The organism is Billgrantia ethanolica, assembly GCF_021404305.1.
GTDB classification, from domain to species: Bacteria; Pseudomonadota; Gammaproteobacteria; order Pseudomonadales; family Halomonadaceae; genus Halomonas; species Halomonas ethanolica.
This window is the reverse complement of the sequence record NZ_JABFTX010000001.1, coordinates 143880-163154: the sequence shown is the minus strand read 5'-3', so window position 1 is coordinate 163154 and position 19275 is coordinate 143880. Positions and strand designations below refer to the sequence as shown.

12 protein-coding genes are annotated in these 19275 nt (G+C 64.3%); 4 read left to right on the top strand and 8 right to left on the bottom strand.

What is annotated here, in order from left to right; genetic code table 11:
- Positions 1–44: 44 nt before the first annotated feature.
- Together HOP53_RS00715 and htpX are read left to right on the top strand one after the other, a co-directional pair.
- Positions 45–1277 (top strand): pyridoxal phosphate-dependent aminotransferase, encoded by a 1233-nt coding sequence (locus HOP53_RS00715; protein WP_234268144.1) that lies wholly within the window; start codon positions 45–47, stop codon positions 1275–1277.
- Positions 1278–1406: 129 nt separating this feature from the next.
- Positions 1407–2309 carry a protease HtpX gene (gene htpX, locus HOP53_RS00710; RefSeq protein WP_010627837.1) on the top strand — a complete coding sequence of 301 codons (903 nt, stop codon included), beginning with the start codon at positions 1407–1409 and terminating at the stop codon, positions 2307–2309.
- Between the two features lie 107 nt (positions 2310–2416).
- On the opposite strand, the gene pdxB is transcribed toward htpX, so the two are convergent.
- From pdxB to HOP53_RS00695, 3 genes are read right to left on the bottom strand one after another with little or no spacing between them, the layout of a single operon-like run.
- Positions 2417–3571 (bottom strand): 4-phosphoerythronate dehydrogenase PdxB, encoded by a 1155-nt coding sequence (pdxB, locus tag HOP53_RS00705; RefSeq protein ID WP_234268142.1) that lies wholly within the window; start codon positions 3569–3571, stop codon positions 2417–2419.
- Between the two features lie 2 nt (positions 3572–3573).
- Positions 3574–5061: an ABC transporter substrate-binding protein gene (locus HOP53_RS00700; protein ID WP_234268140.1), complete on the bottom strand. Its 1488-nt coding sequence runs from the start codon at positions 5059–5061 to the stop codon at positions 3574–3576.
- On the bottom strand, positions 5054–6442 hold the full coding sequence (locus HOP53_RS00695; protein WP_234268138.1) for a GGDEF domain-containing protein: 1389 nt from the start codon (positions 6440–6442) through the stop codon (positions 5054–5056). Before HOP53_RS00695 ends, HOP53_RS00700 begins: the two co-directional genes overlap by 8 nt.
- 119 nt (positions 6443–6561) lie before the next feature.
- Here HOP53_RS00695 and HOP53_RS00690 point away from each other — a divergent pair, with 119 nt between their 5' ends.
- Positions 6562–6843, top strand: coding sequence for a hypothetical protein (locus HOP53_RS00690; protein WP_086510837.1), 282 nt, complete (start codon positions 6562–6564; stop codon positions 6841–6843).
- Here HOP53_RS00690 and HOP53_RS00685 read toward each other — a convergent pair.
- The 3 genes from HOP53_RS00685 to rlmKL all read right to left on the bottom strand — a co-directional run bounded on the left by HOP53_RS00685 (position 6838) and on the right by rlmKL (position 12513).
- Complete coding sequence (locus tag HOP53_RS00685) at positions 6838–9834, bottom strand: EAL domain-containing protein (protein ID WP_234268136.1); 2997 nt, start codon at positions 9832–9834, stop codon at positions 6838–6840. The genes HOP53_RS00690 and HOP53_RS00685 overlap by 6 nt on opposite strands.
- Before the next feature lie 115 nt (positions 9835–9949).
- Positions 9950–10303, bottom strand: a complete 354-nt coding sequence (locus HOP53_RS00680) for a glutaredoxin family protein (RefSeq protein ID WP_234268132.1) — start codon at positions 10301–10303, stop codon at positions 9950–9952.
- Positions 10300–12513: a bifunctional 23S rRNA (guanine(2069)-N(7))-methyltransferase RlmK/23S rRNA (guanine(2445)-N(2))-methyltransferase RlmL gene (rlmKL, locus tag HOP53_RS00675; protein WP_234268130.1), complete on the bottom strand. Its 2214-nt coding sequence runs from the start codon at positions 12511–12513 to the stop codon at positions 10300–10302. Before rlmKL ends, HOP53_RS00680 begins: the two co-directional genes overlap by 4 nt.
- Before the next feature lie 277 nt (positions 12514–12790).
- Between rlmKL and rmf the strand changes: the two genes are divergently transcribed.
- Positions 12791–12997 (top strand): ribosome modulation factor, encoded by a 207-nt coding sequence (rmf, locus tag HOP53_RS00670; RefSeq protein ID WP_010627829.1) that lies wholly within the window; start codon positions 12791–12793, stop codon positions 12995–12997.
- A 116-nt stretch (positions 12998–13113) separates the two neighbouring features.
- Here the strand turns inward: rmf and HOP53_RS00665 are convergent, their stop codons facing one another.
- Positions 13114–14154: a quinone-dependent dihydroorotate dehydrogenase gene (locus HOP53_RS00665; RefSeq protein ID WP_234268126.1), complete on the bottom strand. Its 1041-nt coding sequence runs from the start codon at positions 14152–14154 to the stop codon at positions 13114–13116.
- 152 nt (positions 14155–14306) lie between these two features.
- On the bottom strand, positions 14307–19148 hold the full coding sequence (locus HOP53_RS00660; protein ID WP_234268124.1) for an NAD-glutamate dehydrogenase: 4842 nt from the start codon (positions 19146–19148) through the stop codon (positions 14307–14309).
- Positions 19149–19275 lie beyond the last annotated feature (127 nt).

Here is a 19275-nt window from a genome sequence, read left to right as displayed (position 1 = left end):
GGCTGACCGGAGCCACCGGACACCACTGGAATCTCGGACACCTCATGGAAACGCCCTCCACGTTCAGGAAATCGTACAAGCTCGATAACGTCTGCTATGACATCCGCGGCCCCGTGCTCGAGCACGCCAAGCGGCTGGAAGACGAAGGCCACCGCATCCTCAAGCTGAACATCGGCAATCCCGCACCGTTCGGCTTCGAGGCCCCGGAGGAGATTCTCCAGGACGTGATGCGCAACCTGCCCACTGCCCAGGGCTACTGCGATTCCAAGGGGCTCTATTCGGCTCGCAAGGCGATCATGCAGGAGTGTCAGCGCAAGGAAATTCCCGGCGTAGGCATCGAGGACATCTTCATCGGCAACGGGGTGTCCGAGCTGATCGTGATGGCACTGCAGGCGCTGCTCAACGATGGCGACGAAGTTCTGATCCCCGCCCCGGACTACCCGCTATGGACCGCCGCCGCCCATCTTTCCGGGGGGCATGCGGTGCACTATCGCTGCGACGAGCAAGCCGACTGGGCGCCGGACATCGCCGACGTGCGCGCCAAGGTCACCAGCCACACCCGCGCCATCGTGATCATCAACCCCAACAACCCCACCGGTGCGGTCTATCCGCCCGAGGTGGTGCGCGAGCTGCTGGCCATCGCCCGCGAGCACGATCTCGTGGTGTTCTCCGACGAGATCTACGACAAGATCCTCTACGACGATACCGAGCACGTCTCCACCGGCGCGCTGGCCGACGAAGACCAACTGGTGGTGACCCTCAACGGGCTGTCCAAGAGCTACCGCTGCGCCGGCTTCCGCTCCGGCTGGATGATCCTTTCCGGCAGCGTGGCCATGCAGCGCGCGCAGGATTATATCCAGGGCCTCAACATGCTCGCCTCGATGCGCCTGTGCGCCAACGTGCCGGCCCAGCACGCCATCCAGACGGCGCTGGGCGGCTATCAGTCGATCAATGACCTGATCCTGCCCGGCGGCAGGCTGCTGGCCCAGCGCGACATCACTTACGAGAAACTCAACGCCATTCCCGGGGTGAGCTGCACCAAGGCCAAGGGCGCGCTCTACGCCTTCCCGCGGCTCGATCCCAAGGTCTACCCCATCCAGGATGACCAGAAGCTGGTGCTCGATCTACTGCTGCAGGAAAGGATCCTGCTGGTACAGGGCACCGCCTTCAACTGGCCCGAGCCGGACCACGTGCGTATCGTCACCCTGCCCTGGGCCGATCAGCTCGGCGATGCGCTGGATCGCTTCGCCCGCTTCCTGTCGCGCTATCGCCAGTAAGCGTCGGCGTAGACCCGATTTTTCGGTTCGGACTTGAAACCTCCGTTAACCAGCCGTATCTAATCAACAGATTTTCTGGGCCGCCCCGTGCGGCCCGCGCTTCCTTGAGATGACCGGAGATACCGAACGATGATGAGAATACTGCTCTTCCTGGGCACCAACCTGGCAGTGATCCTCGTCGCCAGCATCACGCTGCGACTGCTTGGGGTGGAGGGTTACCTGCGCGGCGAGGGCTTCAACTTCAACGCCCTGCTGATCTTCTGCTTCATCGTCGGCATGGCCGGCTCGCTGATCTCGCTGTTCCTGTCGAAGTGGATGGCCAAGCGCGGCACCGGCACGGTGGTGATCACCCAGCCGAGCAACGCTACCGAGAAGTGGCTGCTCGATACCGTCGAGGAGCTGTCACGTGAGGCCGGCATCAAGACCCCTGAGGTCGGCATCTTCCCGGCGCAGCAGTCCAACGCCTTCGCCACCGGTTGGAACAAGAACGACGCCCTGGTGGCGGTCTCCGCCGGGCTGCTGAACCGTATGCGCCCGGAAGAGGTGCGCGCGGTACTGGCTCACGAGATCGGCCACGTGGCCAACGGCGACATGGTCACCCTGGCACTGATCCAGGGCGTGGTGAACACCTTCGTGATGTTCTTCGCCCGCGCCGTGGCCCACCTGGTCGACAACTTCCTGCGCGCCCGCAGCGGCGGTGAAGGCGGTCTGGGCTTCATGGGTTACTTCGCGGTGGTGATCGTCGCCGAGATCGTCTTCGGCCTGATCGCCTCGGCCATCGTTGCCTGGTTCTCGCGCTACCGTGAGTACCGTGCCGACGCGGCGGGCGCCCAGTTGGCCGGTTCCGGCGCCATGATCAATGCCCTGGCCCGACTCAAGGCGGAGACCGAACTCCCCGATCAGATGCCCGACACCCTGCGCGCCATGGCCATCACCAAGGGTCAGACCCGCTCGCTGATGGAGCGCTTGTTCGCCAGCCACCCGCCGCTGGACGACCGCATTCGGGCACTGAAGGAAGCCGCTTACCGCTGAGCCCTGCACGTGAACCCGGTACATAAGCCCGGTACGCAGCAGTAGAACCAGAAGAGCCCGTCGCTACGACGGGCTCTTCTTCGTCAAGGCCTGTGGCGGCATGGAACTTACGCCAGGCGCAGACCCGCACCCTGCAGCCAGGCTGCGTGAGCCGAGGCCGCTTCGCCCAGCTCGAGGGTAAGCGTCGAAAGCTCCCGGCGCAGCGGATAGTTGGCGCGGCAGGCGTCGAAGCCGGCTACCATGCCCAGTCGGCGGCTCTCACGCAGCAGGCTGTCATGGTCGCGGCGCACGTCGTAGACCGCACGCAGGCAGAGCCGCAGCGTCTCCTCGGCATCGAGCCCACCTTCAAGCACCAGGCGCGAGACGGGGGACTGGGGCAGCAGATCGTCCAGCCCAAGCCGTGCCGGCAAGCCCAGGTGACGGCACAGTGCGGTATAGATCTGGTGCGTACCGCGCAGCTTGCCGTCCAAGCTGTGACCGGCGATGTGGGGGGTGGCAATGGCGGCCAGGTCGCGCAGCGCCGGGTCGATGGCCGGCTCGCCCTCCCACACGTCGAGTACCGCCGTGATGTCACCGGAACCGGACAGCCGCTGACGCATCGCCGCGCCATCCACGCAGTCGCCCCGCCCGGCATTGAGCAACAGCGTGCCGGGAGCCAGCTCGGCGATGCGCTGCGCATCGAGCAGATGATGAGTGGCGTGCGGCCCTTCGCGCACCAACGGCGTGTGCAGGCAGAGCACGTCGCACTCGTCGATGAGGGTATCGAGAGTGGCGAAGCCTTCACTGCCCTCGCGTTCCGCGCGAGGCGGGTCGCAGGCCAGGCAGGCGATGCCTATGGCGCGGAGTCGGGCCTGCAGTCTGCCGCCCACGTTGCCCACTCCGACGATGCCTACCCGGCGTTCGGCGAGTCGCCACCCCTGACGCTCGGCCAGTGTGAGCAGGCTGCCCAGCACAAAGTCGACCACCGCCTCGGCATTGCAACCCGGCGCACTGGCAAACGCGATGCCGTGGCGCGCCAGCGCCGCCTGGTCGACATGGTCGGTACCGATGGTACAGGTACCGACGAAACGCAGCCGGGAGCCCCGAGCCACGGCGGCATCGAGCGTTGCCGCGTCGAGCCGTGTGATGGAGCGAATCACCAGTACGTCGATATCCTGCAGGGCCGCCGCATCGATCTCACGCCCCGGCCGCCTCTCCAGTTCGCCCAGCGGGCCGAAGCAGGCCTCGGCGCCCGGCACGTTGGCATCGACAAGAATGCGCATTTTCACTCCCAGTAAAGCTCTTCCAGCACCACGGCAGGAATGGGCGCATCGCCCCATACGCCCTGCAGATTCGACTTGCGTATGGCCTGCTGCGGCTTGAGAAACAAAAAGACGTGGACCGCGTCTTCGGCCAGATGACGCTGCGCCTGAGCCAGCAGGCGGTGACGCTCGACCGGGTCCTGCTGTGCCTCGATGCGTGACCAGAGCTCGCGAAACGCTTCGCTGTGGTAGTTGAAGTAGTAATCATCGCGAGCGTAGATGTCGATGTCCATCGGTTCCACGTGGGCGATCACGGTCATGTCGTAGTCACGCTCGGTGAACACCTGGCGCAGCCACTCTCCCCAGGAGACCCGCTGCAACTCGACCTCGAAGCCAACCGCCTCCAGGTCCGAGGCAATGTATAGGCTGCTCTGCTCGGCATACTGGGTAGGCGGTATCGTCAGCGTGATACGGGCCTTGCCGGCGACACCGGCCTCGGTGAGCAACTCCAGAGCCCGCTCGGGATCGTGGGGGTAGCGCTGGCTCAGATCCACGTAGGCCGGATGGCGCGGCGAAAAGTGACTGCCGATCAAGGGTGGGTCGATGGAGGGATAGATCGCCAGCAGCGCCTCGCGATCGACGGCATGGGAGAGGGCACGACGCACACGAATGTCCTGGAAGAGCGCACGACCATGGTTCATGGCCAGCAGCACTTCGCCCTCGCTGAGACCGTCCTGGATCACGTAGTCGGCGCGCTGCATGAGCGGCATATGGGCGGTCAGGCTGCTGGCATCCGGGTAGAGATCGATGGCCCCTTCCGAGAGCAGATTCTCCAGCTCGACCCGATTGGGGGTAAAGGTGAACAGCGCCTCACGGATGGCAGGCAGCTCGCCCCAATACGCTTCGAAGGCTCGCAACCGAATCCCCTCCTTGCGCTCCCAGCCGACAAATCGGTAGGGGCCGGTGCCTACCGGGTGCGTGCGGTTGGTGTGTACCGTGTCGGGGTGGACGATTACCGCTGCGGAGAGCGCCAGACGGAACGGCAGCAGCGCATCGGGTCGTGACAACTCGATGCGCAGCACATGGGGCCCCACCTCTTCCACGTGACGGACCGCCTGGAACAGATGACGCTGCGGGTTGCCGTTTTCCGCCTCCAGCAGGCGCCGCAGGCTGTAGGCTGCCACCCCCGAGTCGAACGCCTTGCCATGGTGAAAGAGAACGTCACTGCGCAAAGCGAAATCATAGACGAGACCACCCTGGCTTACCTCCCAATGGGTGGCCAGTGCCGGCCGCACCTCGCCATGCCGATCGATGCGCGTGAGCCCTTGAAAGACATTCAGATGCAACGCCTCGGCCACGGTGCTGGATGCCGTCAGTGTAGGGTCGAGATGCGGCGGCTCCAACTGCAGCTCGACCCGTAGCAGAGCCTGAGCAGCCAGCCCCGGCACCACCAGGAACGAAAGACTTGCGAGCACAACCACCGCCAGCCGTCGACTGAACGCATCACCCATAGGCCGCATCTCCGGAATCGTCGTTCGAGAGCCACTGATACATGACGCGATTGCGCCCACTGCGCTTGGCCCGGTAGAGCGCTTCATCGGCCGCCTTGAGGGCCTCGTCGAACTCGCCGCCAGGCAACTGTTGCGCCAGACCGAAGCTTGCCGTGACACGCAGCGCTGTCTCGCCAAGCTCGATGGAGTGGCTTTCGAGTGCATGACGTATGCTCTCCAGCATGGGCGCCACTGCATCGATGTCGAGCCCTGGTAACAGCGCCACGAACTCCTCGCCGCCGTAGCGGGCCAGCAGGGTGGACTCGGGGAGCCCTCGCCGCAGGCGCTCGGCGACCCGGCGAATCACCCGGTCTCCCGCCTCGTGGCCATGGGTGTCGTTGATCGTCTTGAAGTGATCGATATCGATCATCGCCACGCAGTAGTGCTCGGCCACCAGGTCGCTGCGGCGTTCGTTGCACTCGCGCTCGAAATAGTGGCGATTGCGCAGTTGTGTCAGGGCATCATGGGTGGCCAGGAAGTCGAGTTCGCGGTTCATCGCCATGATGCGCCGCTCGTTGTCGTTGATGCGATAGACATAGTGTTGGATGGAGCGTGCCATCTGAGCGATCTCGTCGCTTCCCTCCACTTTCAGCTCATGGGGAGCGGGGCGCTCGCGGCTGATGACCCGTTGCAGCTTGACCACTCTGCGTACCACCGAACGGTTGATGTGAAATGCCGTGGCCAGCAGCAACAGGACGGCTATCAGGGCAAAGCCCTTCAAGGCATGTTCCCGCTGGCGCAGCTGCTGCTCCATCTGCTCGGCAGCATCACGAATGTCGAGGCGAATGCCGCTGACGTGATATCCGATGGCCACGTTCAGATCCTGGGACAGTGAGCGATTGGTACGCATCTGCTGGGCCAGCAGCCTTTCGGTCTCGCGCAGCTGGGCGTCGCTGCTCTCGTCCGGCGCTTGCTGAAGCAGACCAACGAGATCGATGCGCCGCTGAACCAGTGCGTCCAGCACATCGAAACTCACCATCAGTTGATCGCGCACTCGCTCGATATCATCGAAGCTGCCCGCCTCGCCGCGTATGACGGCAAGTTCGTTGACCAGACGCTCCATCCATTCGCGCCTGTCGGCGATCTCGAACAGAGCCTGGCGCCGGCTGAAGTGATCGTCGGCCAACAGCAGCATCGCCCCGCTGCCCTGCATGCTCTCGCTCTGCTGCATCAGCCGGCTGGCCGTCATCAAGGCATGGGTATGCCGTTCGGAGAGCTGCGAGACGGTCACGCGATACTCACCGAAGGAGTGCAGCGCCAGCAGAATGGTGGCCAGTATGACCAGGGTCGGCACCATCGTGAGAGCGGCCAGCCTGGCTGTCAGTCCGAAAACTCTTCTCATGTCATACCAGCCACCCTCTTCCCTCGCTTGCTCGAGGACACCGAGGCTATACAATGCCGTATCTTGCTACTCATATCGGCAAGACCAATGTTTTCTTTATTCCGTCACGGGGAGCGAATGTGATCGTCCGCTGGGAAAGTGACCACGATTACGTACTGGTGCACATCCACCAGGACATGTTCGGCGACTGGATCTTCAGCCGCGCCTGGGGCCAGATCGGCACTCAGTTCGGCGGCCTCAAGCACATGCTTGCCGACGATCACGACCAGGCCAGGATGTGGCTCGCCGACGAAGCCACCATCCAGTCCTCACGCGGCTTGCGCAAGGTGCTGGAGGTCGAAGCCGAGAGCGCCGAAGGGCAGGCGGCAGTCCGTCAACTCTCGCTGCTGGATGCGCTATAGCTCCTCGCGACCTGTCTTCCTTTCGTCGACCCAGTGCTGCAACGAGCCTTGCAGCTCCTCGCTGACCTCGGCCACCCGTCGGGTCAGCTGCATGAGGCCCTCTTTCCTCTCCCCCTGCCTGGCCTCCAGCGCCTCCCGCACGAGCCGGTCATAGGTAGCATGCAGCCTGGCGATCCGCCCCGCAGGAGTGGCCGTCCCGACCGGACCGGCTTCCTGCTCCGACAGCCACTGCTGTAGACGACACTGGCCGCAGCCCGTCGCGGGCAGGTCGTGGCGCTCACCTTTCAAGTAATCCAGCACACCGGCAGCGCAGGAGCGATGATCGACCATGGCGTAAATGGCCTGCAGCTCCGCCTGCCGGGCCGGCTGCCGCTGCCGCCATGACGGATCGGGGCGCCATGCTTCGAGCCAGGCCGGGATCGCTTCTGCCGGCATGGGACGGGCAATGGCGTAGCCCTGCCCGAGCTGATACCCCATCGCCAGCAGTAGACGCCCGTGCTGCAGGGTTTCCACCCCCTCGGCCACGATTTCGCGGCGAAAGGCGACGGCAAGCCCCAGCACGCCCTCGAGTATCGTCAGGTCCTCCGGGTCGTCGAGCATGTCACGCACGAAGCTGCGATCGACCTTGATCGCGCTGGCGGGCAGGTGGCGAAGATAGCTCAGCGATGAATAACCGGTGCCGAAGTCATCGAGCGCGAAGTCGACGCCAAAGGCATGGCATGCCTTCATCACGTTGGCGACATGGGCGACATCGCTCAGCGCATTGGTTTCCAGCACTTCCAGTACCAGGTCGCCCGGCGTCACGCTCGGATGGCGCTCGATCTCGGCGCGCAGCTGCTCGACGAAGCTGGGCTGCTGGAGATGCAGAGCATCGATGTTGACGCTGACCGGCAGCCGGATACCGACCGCTGCCCAGGCCTCGAACTGATCCAGGGCGTGAGCCAGCACCCACTCACCCAGATCGACGGCCAGCGGATGCTGCTGGATCACCGGCAGGAAGGAAGCCGGGGCCAGCAGCCCACGCTGGGGATGCTGCCAGCGGATGAGCGCCTCGACGCCGAGTACCTCGCCCGTCGCCATGTTGACCTTGGGCTGATAGTGAAGCACGAACTCCTCGTTGGTCAGGGCCTCGCGAATACGCTCGAGACTCTCGAGGTGTCCGCGCACAGCCCTGTCGTGCTCGGCATCGAATACGTGAAAGCGGTTCTTGCCCGCCTGCTTGGCCTGGTACATGGCCTGATCGGCCTGACGGATCAGCTGCTCGGGCTCGATGTCGTCGTCGGGGGCGAAATGCACCAGCCCAATGCTGCCCGAGACGTAGAGGCAGTTTCCCTCGATATCGATCGGCTCCGCGATGTGGTCGAGCAGGCGCACCATCAGACCGTTCACATTTGCCGTGTCACTCTGCTCGGGCAACACGAGGATGAACTCGTCGCCACCGAAACGAGCCACCGTGTCGGCTTCACGCAGGGTCGAGGTCAACCGCTCGGCAATGGTCATCAGCACCCGGTCGCCGAACACGTGGCCATACTGATCGTTGATCTCCTTGAAGCCGTCCAGGTCGATGTAGGCCAGGGAGACCTTGCAGCCGCTCCGCCGCGCCGTGAGCATGGCCTGACGCAGCCGGTCGGATAGCAGGATACGGTTGGGCAGCCCGGTCAGACTGTCAAAGAAAGCCAGGTTCTGCAGCTGCTGCTCGTGCTGCTTCTGACGGCTGATGTCGGTGAAGATGCCCACATAGTGGGACACTTGCCCCTGCTTGTCGCACACCTTCGAAATGGTCAACAGCTCGGGAAAGACTTCACCGTTCTTGCGACGGTTCCAGATCTCCCCTTCCCAGGCGTCGCGTTCGAGAAGTTCCTGCCACAGCTCACGGTAAAAGCCATCGCTCTGCTGCCCCGACTGCAGCAGACGTGGATTCTTGCCCAGCACCTCGTCGCGGTGGTAGCCGGTGATCCGCGTGAAAGCCTCGTTGACATCGAGGATGTCGCCCCGGGCATCGGTGATGACGATCCCCTCCCGGGCATGGCGGAACACGCTGGCGGCCAGCTCGATCTCCGCCGTCTTGTGCGCCACCAGTTGCCGCAGCCGGACGTTCCAGGCGACGATCAACGCCAGCACCAGCGCGAGACCCGCAGCGTAGAGCCAGTACTCGCGCCAGTCGAACTCGGCTCTCCCGGGCAGAGCGGCGCCCACCCACTTCTCCTGCAAGCGATCGAGCGTACCGTTGGCGCGAGCATGATCGATCCCCTTGTTCAGGACCGACTGCAGCAGCTGGTTGTCTTCGGCCACGGCCATGGCGTTGAGACCGACGTAGAGCGGCTCGCCCACCCGCTTCATTTGCTCGTGCAAACCGCTGCTGTAGAGGTAATAGAGCACGATCTGCTCGTCGCCGACCATGGCGTCGGCACGCCCTTCGATCACGGCCAGCGCAGCACTGGCGAAATCCTCGGTCTGTACCAGTTCGAACTCGAGGCCCAGTCCGGCCAGATACTCCTTGGCGTAGTCGCCGCTTTGCGTTGCCACCCGCCTGCCCTCGAGGTCCGAAACCAGCGCGATGTCGGGGCGCCCGGCAGAGACGAAGATCGAGGCAGGCACTTCGAAGACCGTTTGCGTGAAGTCGAACTCCCTGTCGCGCACCTCGCTGTAGAAAAAGCTGGTAAGGACATGCGCTTCGCCACTCAATACACGCTGCTGGGCTTCCTGAAAGACGGTATCGGTGAACTCGGCGTGAAATCCGGCCTCGGTGGCAATCCACTGGGCCAGCTCCACCATCATGCCGCGAGGCTGCTGGTGGGCGTCGAGGAATTCGAAGGGGGGGTAGCGCGTCTGGCTGACGAAGACGATGGGTTCGTTTTCGTGGAGATAGCGCCGTTCCGCCTCGGTCAGCGCAATACTGCCGTGATCGGCACCCGACACCGTGCTGACCAGGACCAGCAGCATGCCTGCCAGAGCAGTGCACTGCCACCGCCTGCGTTGCGGTGCATTCATCCCCACCCCCGTGACGAGCCCATGCCTCTCTGATTGTCACCAATGCGTTGCCATGACACCACCGAGAAACAAAAGCCCGGTATACGCTGGATCAACGTAGTGGTGCAACGTAGTGTCAGCTCAGATAGCGCCTTCCTCCGGAGCGGGCAGGCGCCCCGGCGGTATCGTGCCCACCGCGCCCTGACTCGCCTTCCCCGGGCTGCAGCCTTCGCCAGGCGGCTTCATCGAGACGGCCGCGCTCGGCCAACCAGTTGGCCAGCCGCTGCGGCTCGAAGCCCAGGTCGAGCTCGGCGCCCGCGTCGTCCACCAGCACCGGGATACGCACGCCGAAGCGTTGCATCAATGCCTCATCTTCGCTGATTTCAACTTTTTCAAGACGGTATTGTCCTTCGTGCAGCGACGCGAGCAAGGCTTCGAGACGCTCGCACAGGTGGCACCCCAGCGTGGTGTAGAGCGTCAGATGGGTCATGCGCCCTCCCGATGACGAATCTTGAAGACATGATGGATGTCGGGGCGGCGAGTGAAATCCGGATCGAAGGTGCGCGCCGAGATCTCTTCCACCATGAAACGCTCGGCCAGCTCCGGGTCGAGCTGGAAACGGCGTTGATTGTTGGAGAATACCAGGGTTCCGCCCGAGGCCAGCCGCGCCATGGCCAGCGAGACCAGTCGCACCTGATCGCGCTGCACGTCGAGCGTGCCCTCCATCTTCTTCGAGTTGGAGAAGGTCGGCGGGTCGAGGAAGATCAGGTCGAACTCGGCCCTGGCGGTTTCCAGCCAGCGCAGGCAGTCGTCGCGCACCACACGATGGCGCGACGGATCGAGCCCATTGAGAGCGAAGTTGTCCCGCGCCCACTCCAGGTAGGTGTTGGAGAGATCGACGCTGACACTGTCGCTGGCACCGCCCGCCTCTTGCGTACCCAACGCCGCCTGCACCGTGGCCGCGGCGGTGTAGCAGAACAGGTTGAGGAAGCGCTTGCCCGCCGCCATCTCGCCCAGCATGCGACGTACCGGTCGATGGTCGAGGAACAGTCCGGTGTCGAGATAGTCACGCAGGTTGATCCATAGCTTGGCACGCCCTTCATGCACCTGGAAACGTTCGCCGGTGCTGGCCTGCTTGCGGTACTGATCCTTGCCGCTCTGCTTTTCGCGGCGCTTGACCACCACCTGCCCCGGATCGACACCCAGCACCTCGGGAATCACCTGCAGGGCGTCGAACAGGCGTTTCTGCGCCTGGGCGGCATTCACCGAGCGCGGCGCTGCGTACTCCTGGACGTGCACCCGCCCGTCGTAGACATCCACCGCCAGAGCGTACTCGGGCATGTCGGCATCGTAGAGCCGGTAGCAGCTCTCGCCCGACTGCCTGAGCCACTTCTTCAACCGCTTGCGGTTCTTCTCCAGGCGGTTGGCGAACATCTGCGCCCCCTCGCTGCGCCGGGGCGTCGTCGCCCCGGAAGCGCTACCCGCCCCATCGGGCTGGGCGACCTCCGCTGCGTCGGGAACGTCCATCAACAGCAGCTTGGCCTCCAGCGGGCCGTTCTTCAGCGAATACTGCTTGTCGGCGCGCAGGCCGATACGGTGGCCGAGATCGGGGTTGGCGGTGAACACCGCCAGGCGCCAGCCGGGAAACGCCTGCCGTATACCCTCACCCAGCTCACGATAGAGCGTCACGAGCTCGGGCAGCTCGCCCAGCCGCTCGCCGTAAGGGGGGTTGGTCATGACCAGGCCTCGGACCTCCTCGCCCAGTTCGGAAGGTCGCTGCAATTGGCCAAGCGAGGCGCCCTGGAAGGCAATCAGCGCCGGAATGCCGGCGCGCATGGCGTTGGCCTTGGCCGCCGCCAGCGCCGGGGGGCTCTGGTCGAAGCCGAAGAGTCGGCTGCGGCAGCGCCTGCGACCGATGCTCGCACGGGCCTCGGCCTCGCGTTTGAGTTCGGCCCAAAGCGCTTCGTCGTGCTGCGCCCAGCCGTGAAAACCGAAGCGCACCCGGTTCAGATTGGGTGCCATGTCGGCGGCCATCAGAGCCGCCTCGATCAGCAACGTGCCGGCACCGCACAGCGGGTCGACCAGCGCCTGACCGTCGCGCAGGCGCTGCGGCCAGCCGGCGCGGATGAGCAGCGCCGCGGCCAGGTTCTCCTTGAGCGGGGCATGCCCCACGTCGCGTCGGTAGCCACGGCGATGCAGACTCTCCCCGGAGAGATCCACGCCTAGGGTCAGACGCCCCCGGTGCAGGTGGGCATAAAGCCGCAGGTCGGGTCGCTGCAGGTCGACGCCGGGGCGCGGCCGTCCCTCTGCCTGCAGCGCATCGACCACGCCGTCCTTGACCGTCTGGGCACCGAAACGGGTGTGACGAATCTGCTCGCTGCGGCCATGGAAATCCACCGCCAGGGTGGCGCCGGGACGCAGATGGGCCGACCAGTCCAGTCCGGCCACGGCCCGATGCAAGGCCTCGGGGTGCTCGATACCCTCCTCACGCAGCAGGCACAGCACGATACGGTTGGCCAGCCGTGACCAGAGGCAGGCGCGATAGGCCGTGGCCCGATCGGCGCGAAAATGCACGCCAGCCACCGTACTCCTGCCGACTTCCGCTCCCAGCGCACGCAGCTCGTCCGCCAGCAGCTCTTCCAATCCCTTGGGACAGGTGGCAAGCAAGGCCGATGTTTCCCTTTGCAATGAATCACTCATGCGACATTCCCGCCCCCTTCGGCCGGGCATATTCCTTTCGTTACAATTTTGTCTCGGTCTTATGACGAAACATAGGTCGACAATGCCCCCCATGATGGGCTAAGACTAGTCATGGTAGCTACTGTAAAAGACGCATGCGTTCACCCAGCGGGCCTCTGGTCCCGCATGACCTCGCTCTGCCGTCGTTAAGGGACTGAATAACGGCTAGGCGAACGGTGGAACGTCGGGGCGTGCATGTCGTGCGTCCCAAATTGGTACCTTTACAAGAGGTCATCCGATGAAAAGACAGAAACGTGATCGCTACCAACGCGCCTACCTTCATGGCTACAAGGCTGGCATTTCCGGGCGCTCCCGCGACGACTGTCCCAGTCAGGATGTCAACATACGTGAATACTGGATGAGCGGTTGGCGTGAAGGCCGAGGAGACCAATGGGCCGGCATGACCGGTGTCTCCGGCATTCACAAGAACCCCATGGTCCTGTAAAACATGGTGCTGTAAGTCTTTTTCTCGACCAATCCGATATCCCTTCATCGTCGCTGAACGGTGAAGAACGAGCTAAGCCCGTGCCTTGCACGGGCTTTCTTTTGTCCACAGTACCTCTACTCACCCATTGTGGTAGAGCGAATACCGGCCGCTTTCAATGCCTCGGCACACTCGGCGATCAGCTCAGGCCCGCGGTAGATGAAGCCCGAATAGAGCTGCACCAGGTCGGCACCCGCCTCGACCTTGGCCATCGCCGCGTCTCCGCTGTCGATGCCGCCCACACCGATGATGGGTAGTACGGGAAGGTGACGGCGCAGTTCACGAATCACCTGGTTGGAAGGCTCGAACACCGGCCGCCCGGAAAGTCCGCCCTGCTCGTCGGCATGAGGCATCCCGGCCACCGCCTCACGCGACACCGTGGTATTGGTGGCGATCACCGCATCGATACCGCTGCGGGAAATGCTTTCCGCCACCAGCCCCACCTCCTCGGCGCTCATGTCCGGTGCGATCTTGACCGCCAGCGGCACCTTCCGTCCCGCGCCTTGGTCCAGCCGGTCACCCGCCTCGCGCAGGGTACTCAGCAACGCATCGAGATGCTCGCCGAACTGCAGATTGCGCAGCCCCGGGGTATTGGGCGAGGAGATGTTGACAGTCACGTAGTGCGCATGGGCGTGCACCTTTTCCAGGCAGATCAGGTAATCGTCCACCGCACGCTCCACCGGCGTGGTGAGGTTCTTGCCGATGTTGATACCGATGACGCCGTCGTAACGCGATGCCTTGACCCGCGCCACCAGGTGGTCCACCCCGGCATTGTTGAAGCCCATGCGATTGATGATCGCGCCACCCTCGGGCAGACGAAACAGGCGCGGCTTGGGATTGCCGTCCTGAGGCTTGGGCGTGACGGTGCCGACCTCGACGAAGCCGAAGCCGAGCGCACCCAGCGCATCGAGGTGATCGGCATTCTTGTCCAGCCCCGCCGCCAGGCCCACCCGGTTGGGAAAGCGCAGCCCCATCAGCTCCACCGGGTCGTCGATGCGCTTGCCGCCCAGCACGCCCGACAGCTTCAGGCAGTGGGCCAGATCCAGGGCACGCAGCGCATGGCCGTGGGCGGTTTCTGCGTCGAGGCGAAACAGGATCGAGCGGGCAAGCGCGTACATGAGAGCTCCTGGCGGTTGGCGGTTGGCGATGGGCGGTTGGCGGTCTGCGATGGCCGCTTGGAAAAGCGGGCGGATTATAGCAGCGCTACCAGGCCAAGACGACGAACCCCGCCATGGGCGGGGTTCGCAGTACCACAGCGTTGCCGTCTCGATCAGGCTTCGCCGTTGCTCTCGGCCAGATCGACCAGTTCGCGCACAGCCACGGCAAACAGCGGGAAGCTCGACTGGCTGCCGCCACCACGCACCTCGGCGATCAGGCGGCACCAGCGCTCATGCAGCGAGGCATGCGTGGCCAGCCAGTTGTCGACGCGCTCGTCGGGTTCGCGACCGTCATCGGTCTTGAGCACGCTCACCGTCAGCGCCAGCTGCTGGCGGTCGATGTCGTCGCGGAAGGTCTCGCGAGCCTGAGCCTGCCAGCTGTCACGCACGTTGAGATTGCTCACCTGCTGAATCATCCAGGGCAGCTCGAGGCGATTGCCAATCTCGAAGAAGACCTCGGCAACGCGCTGCGGCTTCTCGTCGGCCTGACGAGCCGCCTGGATGATGCCGAGCGCACCGTACAGGCTTCCCGAGGCCGCCACCGTGGCCGCCAGCTCCTCGGGCACGCCGGCCTCGAGCAGCTCGCCGCGCTTGTGCTCCCAGCGTTCACGCTCCTCGCCGCGCAGCAGCTCGCCGATGCTCTCCTGCAGCTGGGCCACACGCGGGGCGAAGTATTCGATGGCATCGCGGGTGGAGAGACCCAGACGCTGACGCAGGAACCAGCGGGTGGTACGCCGGATCAGGCGGATGAGATCCGTCATCATGGTGTACTGAACCTGGCTCGGCACTTGGTTATCCAGCGCCTCGATGCGCTCCCACAGGCTGGAAAGCTGGAAGCTGTCACGGGCAATGACGTAGGCACGGGCGATATCGGCCGGGTTTGCGCCGGTGGAGTCGATCAGCAGCCGCACGAAGACGATACCCATATGATCGACCAGATCGTTGGCCACCTGAGTGGAGACGATCTCGCGCTTGAGGCGATGGTCGTACATCTCGTCGGGGAAGCGCTCGACCAGCACCCGCGGGAAGATACGCTCCACGTACTGCTGGATGTAAGGGTCGTCTGGCACGTCGGAGGCCAGCACCTCGCCCTTGAGCACGCTCTTGGAGTAGGAGATCAGCACCGAGAGCTCCGGATGGGTCATCCCCTGGTCGTCGTTGGCGCGCTCCAGCAACTCCTCGTCGGTGGGCAGGAACTCCAGCTCCCGGTCAAGCTGGCCCGCGGCCTCCAGCCCGCTGATGAAGCGCCGGTAGGGGTCGATGCCCTGGCGCGAGAAGATGGCCGAGATATCCAGCGCCTGGGTCTGACGGTAATTGTCGAGGATGACCAGATCGGCCACCTCCTCGGTCATGTCGGCCAGCAGCTGGTTGCGCTGCTTGTCGGTCATGTCGCCGCGCTTGACCACTTCGTCGATGAGGATCTTGATGTTGACCTCATGGTCGGAGCAGTTGACCCCGCCGGCATTGTCGATGAAATCGGTATTGACCAGCACGCCCTTGGCTGCGGCCTCCATGCGACCACGCTGGGTCAGGCCCAGGTTGCCACCCTCGCCCACCACCCGGCAGTTGAGATCGCTGCCGTTGATGCGCAGCGCATCGTTGGCCTTGTCGCCGACCATGGCGTCGGTCTCGGTACTGCCCTTGACGTAGGTACCGATGCCGCCGTTCCACAGCAGGTCGACCTTCGACTTGAGCATGGCGCGGATGAAGTCGTTGGGAGAGAGACGATCCTCGGTAATGCCGAAAGCCTCCTTCATCTGCGGCGTCATGGCGATCGACTTGGCGCTGCGCTTGAACACGCCGCCTCCCTCGGAGATCAACGAGGCGTCGAAATCCTCCCAACTGGAGCGCGGCAGCTCGAACAGGCGCTTGCGCTCGGCGAAGGTGGCCGCCGCATCGGGATCCGGGTCGACGAAGATGTGCAGATGGTTGAAGGCACCCACCAGGCGAATCTTGTCGGAGAGCAGCATGCCGTTGCCGAACACGTCGCCGCCCATGTCGCCGATGCCGACCACGCTGAACTCCTCTTCCTGGGTGTTCAGGCCCAAGTTGCGGAAGTGACGCTTCACCGACTCCCAGGCACCGCGAGCGGTGATGCCCATTTTCTTGTGGTCGTAGCCGTTGGCCCCGCCCGAGGCGAAGGCATCGCCCAGCCAGTGGCCGTACTCGACGGAAATCTCGTTGGCGATGTCGGAGAAGGTCGCCGTGCCCTTGTCGGCCGCCACCACCAGATAGGCGTCGTCATCGTCGTGACGCACCACGTCCCTGGGCGGTACCACCTCGCCGCCGACCAGATTGTCGGTCACGTCGAGCAGCGCCCGGATGAAGGTCTTGTAGCAGGCGATGCCCTCCTGCTGGAGAGCGTCGCGATCGCCCCCCTCGGGCAGGCGCTTGCAGACGAAGCCGCCTTTGGCCCCCACCGGCACGATGACGGCGTTCTTCACCTGCTGCGCCTTGACCAGCCCCAGTACCTCAGTGCGGAAGTCCTCGTGACGATCCGACCAGCGCAACCCTCCGCGGGCAACCTTGCCGCCGCGCAGGTGGACGCCCTCGACCCGCGGTGAACAGACGAAGATCTCGAAGGCCGGGCGCGGCTTGGGCATGCCGGTGATGTGCTTGGGATCCAGCTTGTAGGCGATGTAGTCCTTGAAGCCACCGTCGGCGGTGCGCTGATAGTAGTTGGTGCGCAGGGTGGCCTGGATCATCTCCATGAAGCGGCGCAGCAACTGGTCGTCATTGAGACTGGCCACGCCATCGAGATGGCGGTTGAGTCGCTCGATGCAAGCCTCTACCTCATCCTCGCCGGGACGCTCCGTGGGGTCGAAGCGCAGCTTGAACAACGCGACCAGCTCACGAGTGATCTCGGGATAGTTGGTCAGCGCGGAGGCGATATAGTCCTGCGACATGCCGAAGCGGATCTGCTTCAGATAACGGGCATACGCCCGCAGCATGGCCACTTCCCGCCAGTCCAGGTTGGCGGCGATCACCAGGCGGTTGAAAGCGTCGTTCTCGGCCTCGCCGACCCAGATGCGCTTGAATGCCTCGATGAAGGGCTCACGCATCTTCTGCAGGCTGACCTCGGTGCTAGTGTGATGTTCGAGGTCGAAGTCGTGCAGCCAGTAGCGCACTTCGGGAGTGACGATCTCGTAGGGCCGCTCGCCGATCACGCGCAGCCCCAGGTTCTCCATCACCGGCAGCACGTCGGAGAGGGGAATGGTGCGATCTCGCTGAAACAGCTTGAGATTGACGCCGCTGCCCTCCTCCTCCACCAGCCGATAGAGCGTCAGCGCCAGCGGCTCGCCGGCATCGAGATCGGCCAGGTGCTGCAGGTCGAACACCGCCGTGCGCGAACCGAAGTCGTCGCGATAGCTGGCCGGGAAAGCGTCGCGGAAGCGATCCATCAGCCGGTTGGCCTGCTCCTCACCGAAGCCTTCGACCAGCGCCTCGTGCAGCTCGTCGCGCCAGCTGCGCGCCAACTGTGCCACCTTGGCCTCGAGCCGCTTGAGGTTCACCTCACGGGGGGCATCGCCACGGAAGCGCAGGATGAACTGGATACGCGCCAGGATCGATTCCGAGAGATAGGTATTGAAGTCACCGAAGGTGGCGTCGAGTTCTTCGCACAGCAGGTTCTGGATACGCACGCGCAGGTCGGTGGAGAAGACGTCGCGCGGCACGAACACCAGGCAGGAGTGGAAGCGCCCTGAACGGTCAGTGCGAATGAACAGGCGTACGCGGCGCCGTTCGCGAATGTCGAGAATGCCCAGCGCGGTGTGGGCCAGCTCCTGGGTGTCGATCTGGAACAGGTCGTCGCGGGGGTAGACCTCGAGGATCTGCAGCAGCTGCTTGCCGTTGTGCCCCTTGGGGTTGAACCCGGCAATCTCCATCACCGCCTTGAGCTTGCGCCGCAAAAGAGGAATGTTGCGCGGCGACTCGTTGTAGACGCTGGCGGTGAACAGGCCGAGGAAGCGATGCTCGCCGATCACACGGCCCTGCTCGTCGTAGCGATCGATGGAGACGTAATCGGGATAGGTGGGGCGATGCACCCGGGCGTGGTGCGAACTCTTGGCAAAGGAGAGCAGCTGCGGCACGAGCACGAAGCGGTTGTCCTCGATCCCCAGCTCGGTGCGGATGCGCTCCTGGTAGCGCGGCAGATCCAGACGGAACACGCCGAGCTCGCTGCCCTGCTCCTTGACCAATCGGTCACCGTCGGCGCCCGACTCGATGGCAAAGGCGTCGTAGCCGAGAAAGGTGAAGTTGTCGCGCACCAGCCACTCGAGAAAGGCGATCGCCTCTTCGTGGTCGCCCGGCTCGATCTGCTCGGGACGCCCGGCCTTGAGCTCGGCGACTGCCTTCAGGGCGCGCTCGTGCATGGTGTCGTAGTCGCCCACGGCAATCCGCACGTCGCGCAGCACCTCGCGCAGCGACTCCTCGATGTCGGCCAGCACCTCGGGGTTCGAGTGGCGGTCGATCTCGATGGCGATCAGCGATTCGCGCTGCTCGGGGGCATTGGCATCCCGCGGTGAACCGACCCGCACCAGGTTGTGGCTCGAGTTGCGCTCCACCGCCAGCACGGCGTTGTGGATCGCATGTACGGTGAGCGCCCGCCGGTTGAGCTCGATGCGCACCGAGTCGACCAGAAACGGCATATCCTCGTGCAGCACGGCAACGAAGGTGTGGGAGGACTGCCAGCCGTGCTCCTCGAAATCGGGGTTGAAGACGCGCACCTTGGGCGAGGCGTGATCGAAGTGCTGAATGTAGTGCCAAACCGACAGCGTGGCGCCGTAGAGGTCGTCCAGGCGGCGGTCGGCCAGGTCCTCGAGCGGCACGGTGGCGTAAAAATGGCGGGCGAACGCTTCCACCTCTTCGGCCCGCGCCTTCTCGAGTCGGCTGTCCAGGCGCTCGCGCAGCTGCTTGAGAATCTCCTGCCGGCCCACTTCGATCGTCTCGTATTGCATCCCTCACCTCGGCTGCCTGGGGCCGCATGTCGGCCCTGGGAAAGAATCGGCGTGGCCCGGGGCCACGTGTCGGGAAGCTTACTCCAGCCCTGCGCCACACCCTATCGACTTGCCAGCCTTCTCATGG

Excerpts from the sequence above, each read along its gene's own strand:
- HOP53_RS00715 (WP_234268144.1), top strand. The coding sequence starts at position 45 with ATGGAAACGCCCTCCACGTTCAGGAAATCGTACAAGCTCGATAACGTC.
- htpX (WP_010627837.1), top strand. The coding sequence starts at position 1,407 with ATGATGAGAATACTGCTCTTCCTGGGCACCAACCTGGCAGTGATCCTC.
- pdxB (WP_234268142.1), bottom strand. The coding sequence starts at position 3,571 with ATGCGCATTCTTGTCGATGCCAACGTGCCGGGCGCCGAGGCCTGCTTC.
- HOP53_RS00700 (WP_234268140.1), bottom strand. The coding sequence starts at position 5,061 with ATGGGTGATGCGTTCAGTCGACGGCTGGCGGTGGTTGTGCTCGCAAGT.
- HOP53_RS00695 (WP_234268138.1), bottom strand. The coding sequence starts at position 6,442 with ATGAGAAGAGTTTTCGGACTGACAGCCAGGCTGGCCGCTCTCACGATG.
- HOP53_RS00685 (WP_234268136.1), bottom strand. The coding sequence starts at position 9,834 with ATGAATGCACCGCAACGCAGGCGGTGGCAGTGCACTGCTCTGGCAGGC.
- HOP53_RS00680 (WP_234268132.1), bottom strand. The coding sequence starts at position 10,303 with ATGACCCATCTGACGCTCTACACCACGCTGGGGTGCCACCTGTGCGAG.
- rlmKL (WP_234268130.1), bottom strand. The coding sequence starts at position 12,513 with ATGAGTGATTCATTGCAAAGGGAAACATCGGCCTTGCTTGCCACCTGT.
- rmf (WP_010627829.1), top strand. The coding sequence starts at position 12,791 with ATGAAAAGACAGAAACGTGATCGCTACCAACGCGCCTACCTTCATGGC.
- HOP53_RS00665 (WP_234268126.1), bottom strand. The coding sequence starts at position 14,154 with ATGTACGCGCTTGCCCGCTCGATCCTGTTTCGCCTCGACGCAGAAACC.
- HOP53_RS00660 (WP_234268124.1), bottom strand. The coding sequence starts at position 19,148 with ATGCAATACGAGACGATCGAAGTGGGCCGGCAGGAGATTCTCAAGCAG.